This is a genomic window from Pseudobutyrivibrio sp. 49 (assembly GCF_900100545.1).
Taxonomy (GTDB): domain Bacteria; phylum Bacillota; class Clostridia; order Lachnospirales; family Lachnospiraceae; genus Pseudobutyrivibrio.
Genome location: NZ_FNDP01000007.1, coordinates 57,102 through 73,621 on the forward strand (window position 1 = coordinate 57,102; position 16,520 = coordinate 73,621).

Here is a 16,520-nt window from a genome sequence, read left to right on the forward strand (position 1 = left end):
AAGGAGGCAGTTAAATGAAATGTATGAAACGACAGTTGCTTAAAGGGGTGGTTTTTAGCGGCGTACTATTTATGGGGATATGGCTGAATTCAACCAAAATTGCCGCTGCTGAAATCTCTGAATCTTCAACTGAGGCAGTTGAAATTGCAGAGATGCAGGTCAGTGAACCGGAGACATCAGAAGTGGCTGAGGTGCAAGAAGAACAAGAAGAACAAGAAGAGCAAGAAGAGCAAGAAGAGCAAGAAGAGCAAGAAGAGCAAGAGATTCTTGTAGAAGAAGAACCAAAGGTATCAGAGGCGGTTCAAAGTGAACCATTAGAGGAGATTGAAGTGGCTCAGGAATCTCGGCTAGAAGTAGGAGATACTGAAATACTTCTCGAGGCTGCGGAAGAGAATGAAGAAGAGAATGAAGAAGTTCAAAGCGGCCTTGATGTTAATAATGCTATCAAAGAAATGGAAGATGAATTGGCAGCTATAAATAGTGATGTAGACGCACTTGTTGACATCTCATGGGAGTCGGGCGAGTTATATGAGAAAAATGAATTAACTTATGAAGCTGCTCAGAGATATCTAGCTGAAGCTAAAGATATACTTGATGACGCTTTAGAAAAATATGATAGTATTTTGAAAAAATATGAATATATTAATGAGAAACCAGCAGATTTAGTTGAAGCAGAAAAAAGATTGGCAGCGGCCCAGAAAAGTTATGATAAGGCTTATGCAGAGTACAAGCGAGTTTGGGAAGACGAGGGTGGTGAGTTTACCTATGCAAACTATATCTTTTATTCTGATGCCAATAAAGGATACTATCCATTTGAATACTCATATGAGGAATACTTAGAGCAAATCGAAGAACTTCAAAGACAAAGGGAGGATTATTTAGATCAGCCAGATAAGCTTCAGGAAATCGACCAAAAGATTGAAGAGCTTTGGGAAATAGCCTGGTCTGCTGAAGAATATAGTAAACATCCAGCAGGTATATATGATGACCTTGTAGCAGAATTAAAAGCCGCTTATGAAAATGATGTTAAGCCATATGTAGATAAAAAGGATAAAGCTGAAGCAAAATTGGAATGGGCTAAGAAATATTACAAAAAAGTATATAATTCACATAACTACGAAGAATTTGAACGTGCACAATATGATGCCTATTACATAGTTGATGAAGCTGAACAAATGAAAAAAGAAGCGCAGAATATTTATTACAGCATGAGAGATGGAATGGACTACATTTTTGGTGTAGATTTTAACCCTAATTTTGAATTAAATACAACATTCCAAGGAAAGCAGGTTCATTTAAAGGTTAATCTTGCAACTAAGTTAAGGAGAGAGATTTGTAAACTGGATATTTGTAGCATGAATATTTGCGAGTTAATTTGTGACTGTGAAAGAATACAAAAGCTCGTATGCGATTACATCTTAGAGGCAATAGGAGATGTGGAAATAACCGTATCTGATGAGAATGGAATATTATGGTCTGATAAACGAGATTTAGACTACAGTGTAAAATATTTTTATCATGGATAAAAAGAAATAAATGGTAATGTGAAGACACAAAATAAATACACTTAATTCACAATTTAATGTTATATTCAACTTCGCGGGGGAATAGTCGTTTTAATATCAACATTTCAATAATGTGTAAAAGAAAGGAGGACATTTATATGAAATGTCTAGGACGACAGTTGCTTAAAGGTATGGTTCTTGGAGGAATTCTATTTATTGGAGTTACCCTACAGTCAGCGAAAGTAGAGGCTGCTGGATTACGAGATGCAAGCACTCAGGTGGTTGCTGAAGCTGGTGCAATCCAGAATGAAGTTGTAACACCAAATCAGCAGGCAGAAGTGGCGCCTCCAATCTGGTATAGCCCAAAATTTCAATGGGAAACTAAATACCATGGACTGACCGTTCGTTATAATGTAGATCTCAAAACATTATTGAGAAGTGGAGTGTGCGAGATTGATATCTGCAATATGATTTGTAATATAGATATCTGTAAGCTAATCTGTAATTGTGATGAATTACAGAAATGGCAGAAAATGTTCTGTGATTATGTAATATATGCTAGTGGAAGAATTGATGTAACCGTTTTATGTGGAGACGATGTACTGTTCACATGTGGAAAAAATATTAATTATGGTGTTAGATAACCTATTTTTTTAAAGAAAAACTATGGTGGCATCAAAAGCTTTTGCTTCCGAAATATCATGAGTTGTCATGATAACAGTTTTTTCTTTGGTAAGTTCTTTTATTAAATCGATGACCTGCTGTTTGGTGGCTTCATCCAGACCCTTCAGAGGTTCATCCATAATAAGCAAATCAAAGTCAGCCAGGAGTGCTCGCAGAATTGCGACACGGCGTTTCATACCGCCACTGTACTCTTGGACTGGCTTTTTTGCATCTTCGCCAAGTCCTATTTTCTCAAGCCAATTCATAATATCCGAGTCTGAAATTCTAGAGGAATCCTCTATAACCATCTTAATATTAAGAAGGGCAGTAAGATTATTACAGAGACGATTCTCTTGGAAAACAACACTGATTTTTTTATCTTCCAAACCAGTGATGACACCTGAATCAGCGGACTCCAATTCCATAAGTATAGATAGAAGAGTGGTCTTTCCTGCGCCTGATTTTCCCATTAAGCATGTGAAGGATTTCTCAGGAAAAGTCACAGAAAGATTATCTAAAACCAGCTGATTATCATATGCTTTTGAAAGATTTTCTATTACAATATCCATTTTATTTACCTTCTAATTTGTTCATTACGTAATTGATAAATGCAGAAAAAGCACGATTGAAAACGATGCTTAGAACAATGATTACTATTGTCCATGCAAAGAGCTCTGGAGTGTTCAGATAAATCTTAGCTTCATATAGTCTTTCTCCGATAGAACCCTGCGGCAAGCCGATAATCTCAGCAGCAATACCAGCCTTAAAGCTCATGGCATTTGATAGTGTAGCTGCAGCCTGATAGAAAGGAATGACTTCTGGAATATAAATAAAACGAAGTCTTCTTCTAAAAGGAATCTTAAATACCTGCGCCATCTCCAACATTTTTCCATCCATGGATAACAGTCCCTGTAAAATATTGGTGTAGATTACAGGAAAGGCCATCAAAAAGGAGATAAAAACTGAAAGATTTTTTGAGGGAATCCAGATGAGCACCAGAATAATAAAGGATGCTACAGGAGTGGATTTGATAACTGCCACCGGAACAGAGATAAATTCCCTGAATCGTATAGACGTATATGAAAGGGCAGCAAAAACAGCACCAAGGATATTGGCGATAATTAGTCCTATGAAAATTCGTATAAACGTAAATAATATGGATTGCCAAAAAGAAATAACCCATAGCAGCCCACAAAGGCTTTTTACAACCTTTATGGGAGATGCTAAGAGAATATCAGAATCTAAATACATAGACAGTAGCTGCCAAATTATAAGCCAAAATATGACAGCCCAAAGTCTTATAGTTTTTTTATTTTTCGATGTAGTAGAATTCATCTGCTGGTACCTGTCCACCTACAGCTTCAGGGTTCTGATTGAAAAGTTCATCTAAGTAGCCACCAAGCTTTTCCTTCATATCATCGCCTGAGATAAAGGTGATGTTGCAGTATGGAATAGCCTTCTGTGCTACTGCTGCCTTTATAATATCATAGTTTTCAATTAATGCAGAAGCATCTTCGATATTATCATTTGTATATTTAGTAGAAGCTTCGTACTGCTCCATGAAAAGCTTTACAGCTTCAGGATGCTCATCAACAAAAGCTTTTCTTGCAACAACAACACCAGTTACCAGTGTAGTATTTGAATCATTTGCATTGGCAATATTTTCCCACTCTGTTGTCATGTCAATAGCAAGACGCATGTTTTCGTTTTGCATAAGTGCGGTGGTAGCAAATGGCTGTGGAAGCATTGCAACACCATTGTCATCATTTAAAAGTGCGCTTACACATTCAGCATGCTCAGCCTTGTATTCGATAGTAACATCCTTTTGTGGGTTGATTCCGTAAGAGGAAAGCATGTAATTAAGAGCGTATTCTGGAGTAGCCCCCTTACCACTTGCGTAGATTGTTTTACCTTTCAGATCATCTACGCTTTTGACTGTCTCACCATTTTCTACAATGTACAAAACTCCAAGTGTATTGATGGCAAGGACCTGTACCTGTCCTTCAGTCTTGTTGTATAAAACAGAAGCAAGGTTTGCAGGAACAGCAGCGATATCTACATTGCCCTGAATAATCTGTGGAGTGATTTCATCAGGTGCAGCTGAAATAGTAAAGGTATAGTGATTAGTAGCTGTATCGCCTTTGTCAGAATCATCCATAAGCTTTACCATACCCATAGCAGTAGGTCCCTTTAAAGCTGCGACCTTGATATCTACCGCCTCAGCTGGTGTTTCAGGAATAGCTTCATCAGCAGTCTCTGTGGTCTCCTCTGTAACCTCAGTTTCTGTAGCAGTAGAAGTCTCATCAGAAGCTTTGCTTCCGCATCCTACAAGACAAGTAGCCATTAAAGCTGTTGCCATTAATAGTGACAGAATCTTTTTATTCATTTTTTCCTTCTTTCTACTTACGTAAATACGAATTATTTAACGTAATTTACAATAAGCTTAAATGTATTTTCAACGCCCTTTTTATGTGAGCGCTCGTAACCGTGACTAGCGTAAACACCGGCACCGATAAGACCATGCTTTACATCATAGCCTGCCTTAAGAGCTGCATCAGCGTCAGAACCATAATGTGGGTATACATCGATAGCAAAATCAATCTTATTATCCTTTGCAACCTTAACAAGGTTTGAAACTACATCATAATTGTAAGGGCCGGCAGAATCCTTTGCGCAGATGCTAACCTGAGTCTCCTTGCAGTCCAGACCTTCGCCGATACATCCCATATCTACAGAAAGAATCTCAGTAACTCCTTCTGGAACAGTACCGCAGGCACCGTGACCTACCTCTTCATATACTGTGATGTGGTGGTAAACCTTACGCTCAGGAGTAATTTTATTGTCAGCAATATACTTTGCCTGTCCAAGAAGAATGCCTACTGAAAGCTTGTCATCAAGGAAACGGCTCTTGATGTAGCCTGACTCAGTAACACGTGTGCGTGGCTCGAAAGCTACGATGTCACCAATCATAATACCAAGCTTCTTGGTGTCATCTGCGCTTGAAACTTCCTCATCGATAACAACTTCCATGCCCTTGAACTCACGTGTCTTTGTAGAGTAATCATCATTTACATGAACCGAAGCGTCGTTAAGCTGGAAGGTTCCTTCATAAACCTTTCCCTCACGTGTGTAGATGCGGCAATTTTCAGCCTCGCCATTGTTAGGAGAAAATCCTCCAAGAGGGGTGAGCACAAGATTACCATTGCTCTTAATCTGGCAAACCATACCACCTAAAGTATCCATATGAGCTTCGATGAGAATGGCATCATCCTCATTCTTACCGCCTAAATCCACAAGGATACCGCCCTTGTTTGTCATAACTGGCTTGTAGCCAAGCTTCTCATATTCCTTCATAAGATGCTTTGCAGCAGTAGCAGTGAAGCCTGTAGGGCTGTCAATGCCTAAAATATCTACTGTCTGCTGAACCATGTAATCAACGTATTTTTTAGTCTGCATTTCTAATATATCCTCCATTTATGTCTAAATTATTATTCTATACCAACCTCGGCTTTTGCCATTCTGTCAGCGGCTTCATTTCCGGGGATACCTGTATGAGCTTTAACGTGAACAAAATTTACCTTTAAGCTATCCTTAAGCTGGTCATATTCTTCAACATAGAACATTGAAATCTTTTTATTAGTTTTCCAGTATCTGAGGGGCCATTTCTCAATACCTTCATAGTCGTAGAAGAGAGTCATTTCAGAAAGTCCAAGCTCCACAGCCTTGCGCATTGCTGCAACAGCACCGTGAACCTCGCCAGCAACATTTCGTGAAACTGCCTCCTCAGGATCGTTGCCATTACCGCGGATCTCAATATCTTCTTCAACATCACTGTAATGAAGAAAGCCGCCATAGCCATATACTCCGGTAGCTACATTAAATGAGCCATCCGTAAATGCGTATATATCTGGAAGGCTGGTTACGCCATCTGCTTCGCTTTTTGCAACAGTAGAAGCAGTTCCTGTCATAAAAGCTTCAGCCTCTTCAAGTGTCTCAAAGCCTTTGAAAACAGCACCAGGAAAACCAGAAGTATTAGATTGGCACTCAGGCCAGGTCTTATAAATGCCAGGTACTTTTCCAACCTTTACAGCATAATAGTTTTTCTTTGCCATATTATTCTCCTATGATTTTTCTACCTAATATAGTAAAGATAATGTCCTGATTTTTCAAATATTAATCACAGACTACTGTTATTATAGAATATCATAGTGTTGGTTCATGTATGGTGAATTAAAAGCTGAGTAAAATCAATAAAAATACATATATAAGCTAATTAAATATATTTCTTATACAGTCCTTATATGGTACAATACGAAAGATTTTGTACAAATTAAGACATGGAGATAAGAAATAATGAAAAAAACTCACCTTATATTTTCACTAGTTTTATTTGCTCTATTGGTAGAGTTCTTTATTGTGCTTCATCCAATTGCCATTTTTGACACAGATGATTGGAATTTTATTTATATGCCACGAATACCAGTGCCAATCATCGGTAAATGGAATCCTATAAAGGTTTTTCCAGAATTCTTTATGCCATTGGTTTCCTATATAGGAGCGTATACAGTGTATCCGCTTACTGGGAAATATTGCTTGTCTTTATCAATAGCCAATGGTTTATTTATTTGTTTTATCATAACAGTCTATTTCACAGAGTTTAATTTGTTAATACAGAAAAAATATAAGCTTTCAACTGTTAAGAGTTTATTGATTAGCGTGGTTTTTATAGGTATGCATTTTTGCGCAGTGGCCCACGGTAGGAAAAATAATGTATTCCTGTTCTATGCATATGATATGACCTGCGTGTATCACTACATTTTATCAACCCTGCTAAATGCGTCGCTGGTTATGCATTTAATGAGAATAGGTGGTTTGGGAGCCTGGAAAACACTTGCTAAAAAGAATAAGATTCACCTTGCTTTGTGGATTTATTTTGCTATCTTTTCAAGCTTGTATTCCAGCGTGGTATTAGGAGCTTATTTAGGCGTAGAATTATTACACGCCTTATATAAAGAAGTTAAAGGTAAGAGCTTTAATGTGAAGAGCTACTGGACAAAGAATAGACCACCGTTAATCGTTATTCTTGTATGGTTTTGTTCATTTATAATAGAAAAAACAGGTGGGCGCGCAGCTTGCTTCGCTACAGGTATTCCTCATAATATTCTCTCTAGTGGGAAGAGAATGGTTTTTTGGTTCGGTCACTTCAATATTATATTTGTAGTAATTGGTGCGGCTGTTATTATATTGAGAATATTTTTCCTGAAAAGAGAATATCTTGTTGAGGATGCGAAAATAGCATTGGCATTATGCCTGACCACTATTTACATTATCCTTCTCAGCGCAGTTGTTAATTACACCTACGTGGAGCGAACAGACGCAATTTTACCTGTAGCATTTTGGGCATTGTTTATGCTTATGATGTTTGTGGGGAAGATGTCTGAAAAGATCAAATACGGAAATACGATATTATCCTTGATGGCAGCGGTTTCTGTAATAGGAACGGTTTATTACAGTAATACCTATGAAGAGATTAATTATGAAAAACTTCCATATGAGAATTGCGAGGCCTTCGTTGACGATGTAATAAATCAATTTAAGGAGGCTGAAAGTCAAGGAGAGACAGAAATAGAGCTTGTCCTGCCAGAGTTTAATACTGATGACAACTGGCCTATAGCTGATTATGCTAGTGGAAGTTTTTCAGAGTCCTTGTATTTTCATGGAGTAACGGATCAAAAGATTGATGTTGAAAAGATGGTATTTACTAAAAGGAAGAACAAGGAATTTGGAATAAATTAGAATTTGAGAAAAAGATTGTATACAATCGATATAAGGGTTTACATCACCACTTTATTATGGTAAAGTGTAGAGCAAATAAAAATCCCAAGGCACCATCGCCTTGGGATTAAAAAGAGCTGGTGACGGGAATTGAACCCGTGACCCCTTCCTTACCAAGGAAGTGCTCTACCTCTGAGCCACACCAGCTTGCTTATTCAGCAAGAAAAAGGATATCAAAAGTAGGTGGTGAAGTCAATACTGTTACACTATTTTTGTTGTATTATTCAGGGGTTTAAGGGGAAAAGAGTATGAAGATTTCGTTAGTGTCTCCAGGAGCGCAGGTAGTCTATGAAGAGTTTATGCAGGCTATTAATCAGAGTTCATCTCAGGGACGAACCAGTGCTTCGAACATTAGCAAGGCTTTTGCAAAGGCATTGAACACAACTACTGTTGCAGACAAGATTTCCAGCGCTACATCTTATAAGGACATTTTTATTGAGGCAAGCAGGAAGTATGGTGTTAGCTATGATTTGCTCACAGCTATGGCACAGCAGGAGTCGGGATTTGATGCAGACGCTGTCAGTCGCAGTGGCGCAATGGGTATAATGCAGATTATGCCAGAGACAGCAAAAGAATTAGGCTTGCAGCATCCTTTTGATGCTTATGAGAATATTATGGCGGGAGCCAAGTATATAGCTCAGAAGCTTGAGGAATTTGAAGGTAATGTGGAGAAGGCCCTCGCTGCCTACAATGCTGGAAGTAGTGTTGTAAAGCAATACGGAGGAGTTCCGCCTTACGGGGAGACACAAAGCTACGTGAAGAATATCAAGGCGATAATGAAGCGAGGTGCAGATGTGCCTTACACTAACTACATTTCACGTACAGCCACACGAAATCAATTGGAGGAAGATTTAAAAAAGCTTTTACGCGAACTACCAGATACAGAAGAATACGCAGTACTTAAGCAAACTTTAGCGGAGATTAACTATTTATGAAAACCCCATTTGTCACAAAAGAAAAGATTCAGGAGATTACAAAGGAGATTCCTACACCATTTAATATTTACGATGAGAAGGGAATCCGTGAAAACGCCCGAAAGGTAAATCAGGCTTTCAGCTGGAATAAGGGCTTTAAGGAATATTTTGCAGTTAAGGCAAATCCAAATCCATTTATTTTAAAAATCTTACAGGAGGAAGGCTGCGGTGTAGACTGCGCTTCCTATGTTGAACTCGCTCTTTCCAACGAGCTTGGATTCAAGGGCGACGATATAATGTTTTCTTCTAATGATACTCCAGCCAGCGAATTTAAGTATGCTGACGAGCTTGGAGTAATCGTTAATCTTGACGATTTCACACATATTGATTTTTATGAAAAGGTAGTGGGACATTTTCCAAAGAAGATGTGCTGCCGTTTTAATCCAGGTGGAGTTTATGAGCTTTCAAATGGTATCATGGATAACCCTGGTGACAGCAAGTATGGTATGACAAAAGAGCAGATTTTTGAGGCATATCAGATTCTTCGTGATAAAGGCGTAGAGGAATTCGGAATCCATGCCTTCCTTGTTTCAAACACTGTAACTAACGAATATTATCCAGCACTTGCAAAGACATTATTTGAGCTTATTGTTGAGCTTAAAGAAAAGACAGGAATTTCTATTTCCTTCGTAAATCTTTCAGGTGGTGTTGGAATTGCCTACAGACCAGACCAGACACCAAACGATATCCTTGTCATCGGAGAGGGAGTTCACAAAGCCTTTGATGAAATTCTTGTTCCAGCAGGACTTGGTGATGTGGCTATTCTTACAGAGATGGGTCGTTTCATGATGGGACCTTACGGCGGACTTGTTACTACAGCAATCCACGAGAAGCACATCTACAAGGAGTACATCGGTGTTGATGCCTGCGCAGTAGATTTGATGCGTCCAGCAGTTTATGGTTCATATCATCATGTTACAGTCCTTGGAAAGGAAAATGCTCCAGAAGATCATGTATATGATGTAACAGGCTCGCTATGCGAAAACTGCGATAAATTTGCAGTGGACAGACAGCTTCCAAAGATTGATAAGGGAGATATTCTTTTCATCCACGACACTGGTGCTCACGGTTATTCGATGGGCTACAATTATAATGGAAAGCTCAAGAGCGCAGAGGTACTTTTGAAGGAAGATGGAGGCTTTAAACTCATCCGTAGACCAGAGACTATCAAGGATTATTTGGCTACCTTTGATGGGCTTGGAGTAGTTGATAATTTACTTTAAAATGAAAAAAAGACTTAGCAAATTTGCTAAGTCTTTTTTTTATATTGCATATGCCGGCAGTGGGACTTGAACCCACACGATGTTGCCATCAACAGATTTTGAGTCTGCCTCGTCTGCCAATTCCGACATGCCGGCGTCCGCAGACTAGTATACTAAATTAGAAATACTAATGCAACGCTTTTTTCAGTTTTTCCAGCAATTCCCCATACATCTTCATCACCTCATCATGGTGCTCGTCGATATACTCGTAGCGCTGCTCTTTGACGGCAAATTCCAATCCCTTTGCAGCCTCAGAAACTTCAGGGGCACCAATGGTCAAGGAGGTACCCTTGATAGAGTGAGCCACGATTCGATAATTTACCCAATCCTTTTCCTGATATAGTTTGTTAAGCTGCTCACGTTTATCATCATTCATATAGGTTGAAAGAATCTGATGATAGAAATCTAAATCACCTGCAGCAAATTGAAGTCCTGATTCTGTATCGAGGAAATCAAGAGATGAAGTGAAATCGGATGTAGCTTCATTGTCGTCACCAAAGTCAGTTTCCGTTCTTTCAACTATCAGGCTGTCTGGAAGATGTTTAAGTACCATTTTCTCCAACGCAGAAGGATTGATTGGCTTTGAAAGATAATCATCAAAGCCATCTTCTAAATATTTTCTGTCAGCGCCCATCATCGCATTGGCTGTGAGCATAATTACAGGTGTGGCCTGATTAAGGCAATCTCTGTCTGCACGCAACAGTTTCAGCACCTGGATACCATCCAACTCTGGCATCATATGATCAAGGAAAATGATATCATAGCGTTTTCTATGTAACTTTTCCAAGGCAATAAAACCATTTACTGCGCAGTCAATCTGTATGCCAGTTTCTTTAAGAAGACCCAAGAAAACATCCAGGTTCATCTGAACATCATCAACTGCTAAAATGGAGGCATCTTTTGCGGTGAAGCTAACTTTATGTTTTGTACTTGAACCAGCAAGGAAATGTTCTCTGGTTTTGCCAAGAGGCGCATGGTCAGATACGGTAAATGGTATTCTTACCGTGAAGGTTGAACCTCTGCCGTAGACACTTTCTACGTTGATAGTACCATGTAAAAGTGTCACAAGACTCTTAGTAATTGATAGGCCAAGTCCGGTACCCTGGACAGAACGATTCCTGCTTAATTCGAAGCGTTGGAAGTTCTCAAATAAATTAGGAAGATCCTCTGATTTAATTCCGATACCATTATCTTTAACTTTTATAGAAAGAAGTGTACTCTGCTCATCTATTTCCTCAGAGTTAACATAAACATTGATTGTTCCTCCATCAGGAGTGTACTTAACAGCATTTGAAATAAGGTTAGACAGAATCTGTTTTAATCTGATTTCATCACCATACAAAATTGTTGGAGTAGAAGGGTCACACTCCAGAGTAAAAATCTGCTTCTTCTGCTGTGCAAGACTAAGGAAAAGATTGTAGGAATCATTCAATACCATACCGATATCAAAATCAGTTGAAACAATCTCGATTTTTCCTGACTCGATTTTTGAGAAATCCAACACATCATTTATTAGCGATGTAAGATTTCGAGAAGCAACATTTATGTTTTCAGCATACTTTAAAATAGTATCATCGTTACACTCCCTTAATATCAGTTCATCCATACCTGAAATAACGTTGATAGGTGTACGGATTTCGTGGGAAATATTACTAAGGAAGGTACTCTTTGCTTCGTTGGCTGACTGAGCCTCTTCAATAAGTCTGTTTTCTTCAGTAAGATCAGTGGCAACCAAAATGTAACACATAGGCTGATTGTTTCTATCCATTTTGCAGGAGAAATTTACAAGGGTAACCTTGCCCGTTACATTGGCCGTCAGTCGATAGTCGATGGCGATTCCTTCTTGAGATTTATCAAACATCCTCATCGGCTCACCACTTCGCAAATCAAAAATTTCTCGAAGACGTATTCTCTGTGGTTCCTTATCCAGTCCCAGCAGTTTATTTGCATAATCATTTGATAGATTAAGATGATAATTGGTGTCAAAAACCAGCAGACCAGTACCGAGGGTTGAAAAAATATCTTTACTGATACTATTGATAGTGATGTAGAAAACCATATAGTCGTTGGCGGAGGTAAAGAAAACCGCAAAGGCTATTGAAACACCCATACAATAGGAAGCGTGAAGGAAAGGTACCTCGTGCATGGTCAAAAACAAATCTGGTATAGAGGATGCTGCAAAAATAAAATTCGAAAGGAAGGCAAATAATACCAGCTGTTTATCTCTCTTATACTTAACGTTGAAGGCCCAAACTAAGCCTACGGTTAAAAGACAGATGGCTATTAGCAGCTGATATGAGTAATGAAAGAGATGTCGATAGGGATCATCTCTTACGTAAATGGTATAGTTGTCCAATCTGTAAAATTTGTTAGAGCCAGGATTTCCATATATAACCAAATCCAAAAGTGCTGCCAGTGAGGTTACCCAAATGATAAAAATTTCGGCAGTCCTGCTTATATTCAGGCAACTGGTAATAAGGATGATTTCTGCGATGATGTAGATGTCAATTCCCAACAAGCCTATAACTCTAAAAACATATGCAGCAGTCAGGTTTGGACTCAAAGACATAAGGGAATAACCAATAGAACACAGACCACTACCTAAGGCAAGCAGGAAAACGGAGTATTTGAAGAAGCCTTTTGTGTTACGTTCTCTTCTAAGAAAGCTGACACCAAGATGCACAGAGGTGGTACCCACTATCAGAATAAGAATATTAACATAAAGCATATTTTCTTGAATAAATGACATGGCGTTTACCTTTTTAAAAATATGTGTAGAAAATTATATTTCGAATATTTAACTTCATTATATATAAAATACAAACAATTTTCATTATCAAGTGCACAAATATATGGTATTATAAGCTCAAAGTAGTGTGTGTTAAATGTTCAAAATCGCAGTAACATGGGGAGGCCAAATGAGAGTAGCAGTTATTGATGATGAAAGCATTTTCAGAATGCAGCTTAAAATGATGGTAGAAAAGGTGGCTGCAAAAAGAGCTCTTACACTTGAGGTAGAGGAGTTTGAAACGGGTCAGTCCTTTGTAGATGCATTGACCGAACGACGATTTGATATCGTTTTTATGGATATTTATATGCCAGATATGGATGGTATTGAAACAGCCAAAAAGCTTCGTGAGCTTACTGAGAAAACCTTCCTTATCTTTATGACGGCTTCGGAAGGACACTATCCGGATGCATTTTCACTTCATGCATTTGATTATGTGACAAAGCCATTTACCCTGGAGCGAATTGACAATCTTATTTCTGAGATTGTTGACCATACACCAATTGATGCCATCTTCATCAAAATAACAGTGGGTTCAGTTGATGAGAGAATCTATCTAAAGAATATTGTTTCAGTTACAACAGACGGTCATTATTTAGAGATTCACAAGGATGATGGAGAGTCCTCAAGAGTGCGACTGACGTCGGGCGAGTTCCTTGCCATGACAGGTGCAGATAAGCGCTTTATTATGATTAATCGAGGAATCATCATCAACATGGATTTCATAGATAGGATTGATGGTGGGGATGTTTATCTGGATGACAGGACTATTTTCCCTATGTCTGCTAAGAAAATAGCTGATATCACTCAGCAGATTAGAGATTATCAATTTAGTAATAACTAAACAATCTAGTAAACGATTAAGATGTTGAAAATATGGGACGTAAGGTTTTTGCCAAAATCGGTGCGATTTTGCCAAAGGACTTGCGTCTCATTTTATATTTAGATAAGGTGTAAATGAGAAATATTATATTTTATAACGTTTTTCGTGGGAGAGTATAAAAATTAGAAGAAGGACTTGATTGTTTATGAAAAATCGTTCAGTTCAAGCTATATCCATAGGCTTGTCTGCAATTTCTCTAGCCAGTCCTGCCAGTATGGTTGCATTTGCGCAGGAAGCAGAGTCAGTAAACGATGCAGAGACCACTACAGAACAACAGGTTATTAGTGATTCTGAAGAGAAGGCTATAGCTGAAGAGGTTTCAAACTTATCTGAACAATTAAATACAGACACTACAAGCCAGCTTAGCGAGGCAGCCTCTGCGCCTGAAGCAGAGGGCAAGTTCGACGAACAGGTTTCAGGTGTGTTAATTGATGAAGCTACTGCAAAGGAAGCAGTAGGTTCTGTTGGTGCGTCTGTTGATAATATAGTTAAGGCTGGTGAGGCCATTGGCGAGGCTCATACTCAGGCTGAATCAGCTGTTTCACAGGTAGATGAAGTTATAAAGTCTGTTGGAGAAACAACAGCAGCTGCCAGCTCTCAGGCTGAGACAGCGGTTAGTGCAGTTAAAGATGAGAATACCAGCGAGAAGGCTGCTGCCATAATCATTGCAGATACGGACAAATCTGTGGAAGAAGCACAGACAGCTTTTGATGATGCTGAGAACAAATATAAGGAAGCTCTTGACGCTTATAACTTGGCCAAGAGTGACTTTGATACAGCTTTAGAGGCATATAATACAAATAAGGCTGATGCAACAGAAAGACTTGATGCTGCAGATCAGGCTTTGGTTTGTGCCCAGGAGCATTTGGAGGAGATTCAGGAACAGCTTTTAGCCGCTCAGGAGGAGTTGGCTGCAGCAGGAGCCGATGCTCTTGTTGCTGCAGAAGCAGATGTTGCCGCTGCCTCAGATGAAGAACGCGGCGGATATATGGATTCCTATGCACAGGCAATTTTACAGTATTATTATTTGCCTAAGGCTGAGAATCTTATGGATGGTGAAAGAATAGAGAACTTCCAGGTAACCGTTAGCTATGGCAATTTTGATGTGGAATACATAATTGTTGATAAGGATGGCAATGCTGTTACTGGTGTAAGAAGTTCATCATACGGATACTTCATTGGGACTGATGGTCGTCTTGTTCTTTATGAAGCACCTGTATATGCAAAATCTCAGTTCCAGACCAATGCAAAAGATGGTTTGAAAAAATCAAACAGTGTTAAATCAGTTAGTAAATCTGCCAACTCTGTTAGAGGGACAACCGAAACCAGAGGAGAAATAGGCACAAACACCATAAAAGTAGGAAGTCAGGAATGGACTGAGCTGGTTACAGATTATGTTTCTTATATTTCATGGGTTAGAGCAAAGGTTACAGCCTACAATAATCTTTTAACATCAGTTGAAACTGCCAAAACAGATTTTAAGGCAGCACAGGATAAAGTGACATCCATTAAACAGCAGCTGGATGAGCTTAAGGGAGCCACAGATATAGGTTCGTTGGCAGAGATGGCTAAGCTTGAGGCACAGCTTGAAAGTGCACAGCTTGAATATGCAGAAGCAAAGGATAATCTTCAGAGTGCAAAGGATTCGCTTTTAGATGCAAAATCTTTATTTAATGAAAGATTTTCAAAGATAGAAACTCCAGTACCTGTTCAGAAGTCAGCTTCTGGCACTGAGAATAATAGGGATAATCACAGCTCAGCTGCGGAGAGCTATTCCACATATGGCGGAATAACAAAAAAAGCAGAGAGTCTGGAAGAAAAGGTTGATAAACAGATAGAAGAGCTTGAAGCACTACCAGGTGGTGAGAACCTGGCAGAAGTAGGCAATAAAGAATCTGATATTGCTTTTTCAAAGTCTACTGATAATGGCAAGGAAGAAAGCTCTGAATCAGCAAAGACCAATTCAAAATCAAAGATTTTCCATCCAAAGGATGTTCCGGTTGTACCGGGAGAGATTGTTACAATTGGTGAGGAGGACACTCCTCTTGCTATTACACTGGCTGGTATATTGCAGCATGGTAAATGGTTTGCAGGACTTGCAATAGTTACCCTTGCAGGAGCAGTTGTAAGTATAGTTGAAGTTAAGAGAAGAGCAGCAGCAAAGATTATTGATAAGCTAAATCAGTAGTGTTGTTGCCAAAAAATTGACGATTTTGCCAATCTATTGTTCAAAGTCCTTTAGAATGGTAAAGTACATAGTGTTAGATGACGTTCACATAAATATCACATTTATGACACAGAATAGACGCGATTTTAGTGGTGACTATTATTTGGGAACGCAGGTATAGGGAAATAGTGGTGTCGAGGTATTGAACAGAATTCACAGCCAGAGTGGTGCGCGGTAGGGAGGCCGTAGCTACTCAAATCGATTAAATGGTCGCTGAGAATGAAAAGTTAGGTGTGAGGTATTGATGTATGAAGGTGTTTATCCTTAAGATGAAAATGTTTAGGACTATGGTTGAGAATCACAGGACTAGACGAATGCTCAAAAGGCTGGAAACAAAGAAGAGCTAATTCATCCACGACGACACGAGAAAGAGGGAATCCGTG

Annotated in this window: 13 protein-coding genes and 2 tRNA genes; 7 read left to right on the forward strand and 8 right to left on the reverse strand. The window is 39.0% G+C overall.

Going from position 1 to position 16,520, the window contains the following annotated elements; genetic code table 11:
- Positions 1-14: 14 nt before the first annotated feature.
- Positions 15-1,526: a hypothetical protein gene (locus tag BLP54_RS08010; protein WP_090168555.1), complete on the forward strand. Its 1,512-nt coding sequence runs from the start codon at positions 15-17 to the stop codon at positions 1,524-1,526.
- 137 nt (positions 1,527-1,663) lie between these two features.
- Positions 1,664-2,149 carry a hypothetical protein gene (locus tag BLP54_RS08015; RefSeq protein WP_090168558.1) on the forward strand — a complete coding sequence of 162 codons (486 nt, stop codon included), beginning with the start codon at positions 1,664-1,666 and terminating at the stop codon, positions 2,147-2,149.
- 9 nt (positions 2,150-2,158) lie between these two features.
- Here BLP54_RS08015 and BLP54_RS08020 read toward each other — a convergent pair whose 3' ends face one another.
- Genes BLP54_RS08020 through BLP54_RS08040 form a run of 5 tightly spaced genes read right to left on the reverse strand, consistent with a single transcriptional unit; the run spans position 2,159 to position 6,280 of the window.
- Positions 2,159-2,737: an ATP-binding cassette domain-containing protein gene (locus BLP54_RS08020; RefSeq protein WP_090168561.1), complete on the reverse strand. Its 579-nt coding sequence runs from the start codon at positions 2,735-2,737 to the stop codon at positions 2,159-2,161.
- 1 nt (position 2,738) lies between these two features.
- Entirely contained in the window at positions 2,739-3,503 is a 765-nt protein-coding gene (locus BLP54_RS08025; protein WP_090168564.1) for an ABC transporter permease, read from the reverse strand.
- The gene (locus tag BLP54_RS08030) at positions 3,478-4,554 is read right to left on the reverse strand and encodes an ABC transporter substrate-binding protein (RefSeq protein ID WP_090168568.1); all 1,077 of its coding nucleotides are present in this window, start codon (positions 4,552-4,554) and stop codon (positions 3,478-3,480) included. Before BLP54_RS08030 ends, BLP54_RS08025 begins: the two co-directional genes overlap by 26 nt.
- Positions 4,555-4,586: 32 nt before the next feature.
- Positions 4,587-5,624: a M42 family metallopeptidase gene (locus tag BLP54_RS08035; RefSeq protein ID WP_090168571.1), complete on the reverse strand. Its 1,038-nt coding sequence runs from the start codon at positions 5,622-5,624 to the stop codon at positions 4,587-4,589.
- Between the two features lie 32 nt (positions 5,625-5,656).
- Positions 5,657-6,280 carry a ribonuclease H1 domain-containing protein gene (locus BLP54_RS08040; protein ID WP_090168574.1) on the reverse strand — a complete coding sequence of 208 codons (624 nt, stop codon included), beginning with the start codon at positions 6,278-6,280 and terminating at the stop codon, positions 5,657-5,659.
- 241 nt (positions 6,281-6,521) lie between these two features.
- On the opposite strand from BLP54_RS08040, the gene BLP54_RS08045 reads away from it, so the two are divergent.
- A complete protein-coding gene (locus BLP54_RS08045) occupies positions 6,522-7,964 on the forward strand; it encodes a hypothetical protein (RefSeq protein ID WP_090168575.1) in 1,443 nt (480 codons plus the stop codon).
- Positions 7,965-8,078: 114 nt separating this feature from the next.
- On the opposite strand, the gene BLP54_RS08050 is transcribed toward BLP54_RS08045, so the two are convergent.
- Positions 8,079-8,150 (reverse strand) — tRNA-Thr (locus tag BLP54_RS08050).
- A gap of 101 nt (positions 8,151-8,251) precedes the next feature.
- On the opposite strand from BLP54_RS08050, the gene BLP54_RS16235 reads away from it, so the two are divergent.
- Together BLP54_RS16235 and BLP54_RS08060 are read left to right on the forward strand one after the other, a co-directional pair.
- The gene (locus BLP54_RS16235; protein WP_090168578.1) at positions 8,252-8,938 is read left to right on the forward strand and encodes a lytic transglycosylase domain-containing protein; all 687 of its coding nucleotides are present in this window, start codon (positions 8,252-8,254) and stop codon (positions 8,936-8,938) included.
- On the forward strand, positions 8,935-10,200 hold the full coding sequence (locus tag BLP54_RS08060; RefSeq protein ID WP_090168583.1) for a diaminopimelate decarboxylase: 1,266 nt from the start codon (positions 8,935-8,937) through the stop codon (positions 10,198-10,200). The genes BLP54_RS16235 and BLP54_RS08060 overlap by 4 nt, the downstream gene beginning before the upstream one ends.
- Before the next feature lie 51 nt (positions 10,201-10,251).
- Here the strand turns inward: BLP54_RS08060 and BLP54_RS08065 are convergent.
- Both BLP54_RS08065 and BLP54_RS08070 read right to left on the reverse strand, forming a co-directional pair.
- Positions 10,252-10,335, reverse strand: a tRNA-Leu gene (locus BLP54_RS08065).
- A 31-nt stretch (positions 10,336-10,366) separates the two neighbouring features.
- The gene (locus BLP54_RS08070) at positions 10,367-12,988 is read right to left on the reverse strand and encodes an ATP-binding protein (RefSeq protein ID WP_090168587.1); all 2,622 of its coding nucleotides are present in this window, start codon (positions 12,986-12,988) and stop codon (positions 10,367-10,369) included.
- Between the two features lie 169 nt (positions 12,989-13,157).
- On the opposite strand from BLP54_RS08070, the gene BLP54_RS08075 reads away from it, so the two are divergent.
- The gene (locus BLP54_RS08075; RefSeq protein WP_176754511.1) at positions 13,158-13,871 is read left to right on the forward strand and encodes a LytR/AlgR family response regulator transcription factor; all 714 of its coding nucleotides are present in this window, start codon (positions 13,158-13,160) and stop codon (positions 13,869-13,871) included.
- A gap of 184 nt (positions 13,872-14,055) precedes the next feature.
- Positions 14,056-16,098, forward strand: a complete 2,043-nt coding sequence (locus BLP54_RS08080) for a hypothetical protein (RefSeq protein ID WP_090168591.1) — start codon at positions 14,056-14,058, stop codon at positions 16,096-16,098.
- Positions 16,099-16,520: the final 422 nt, after the last annotated feature.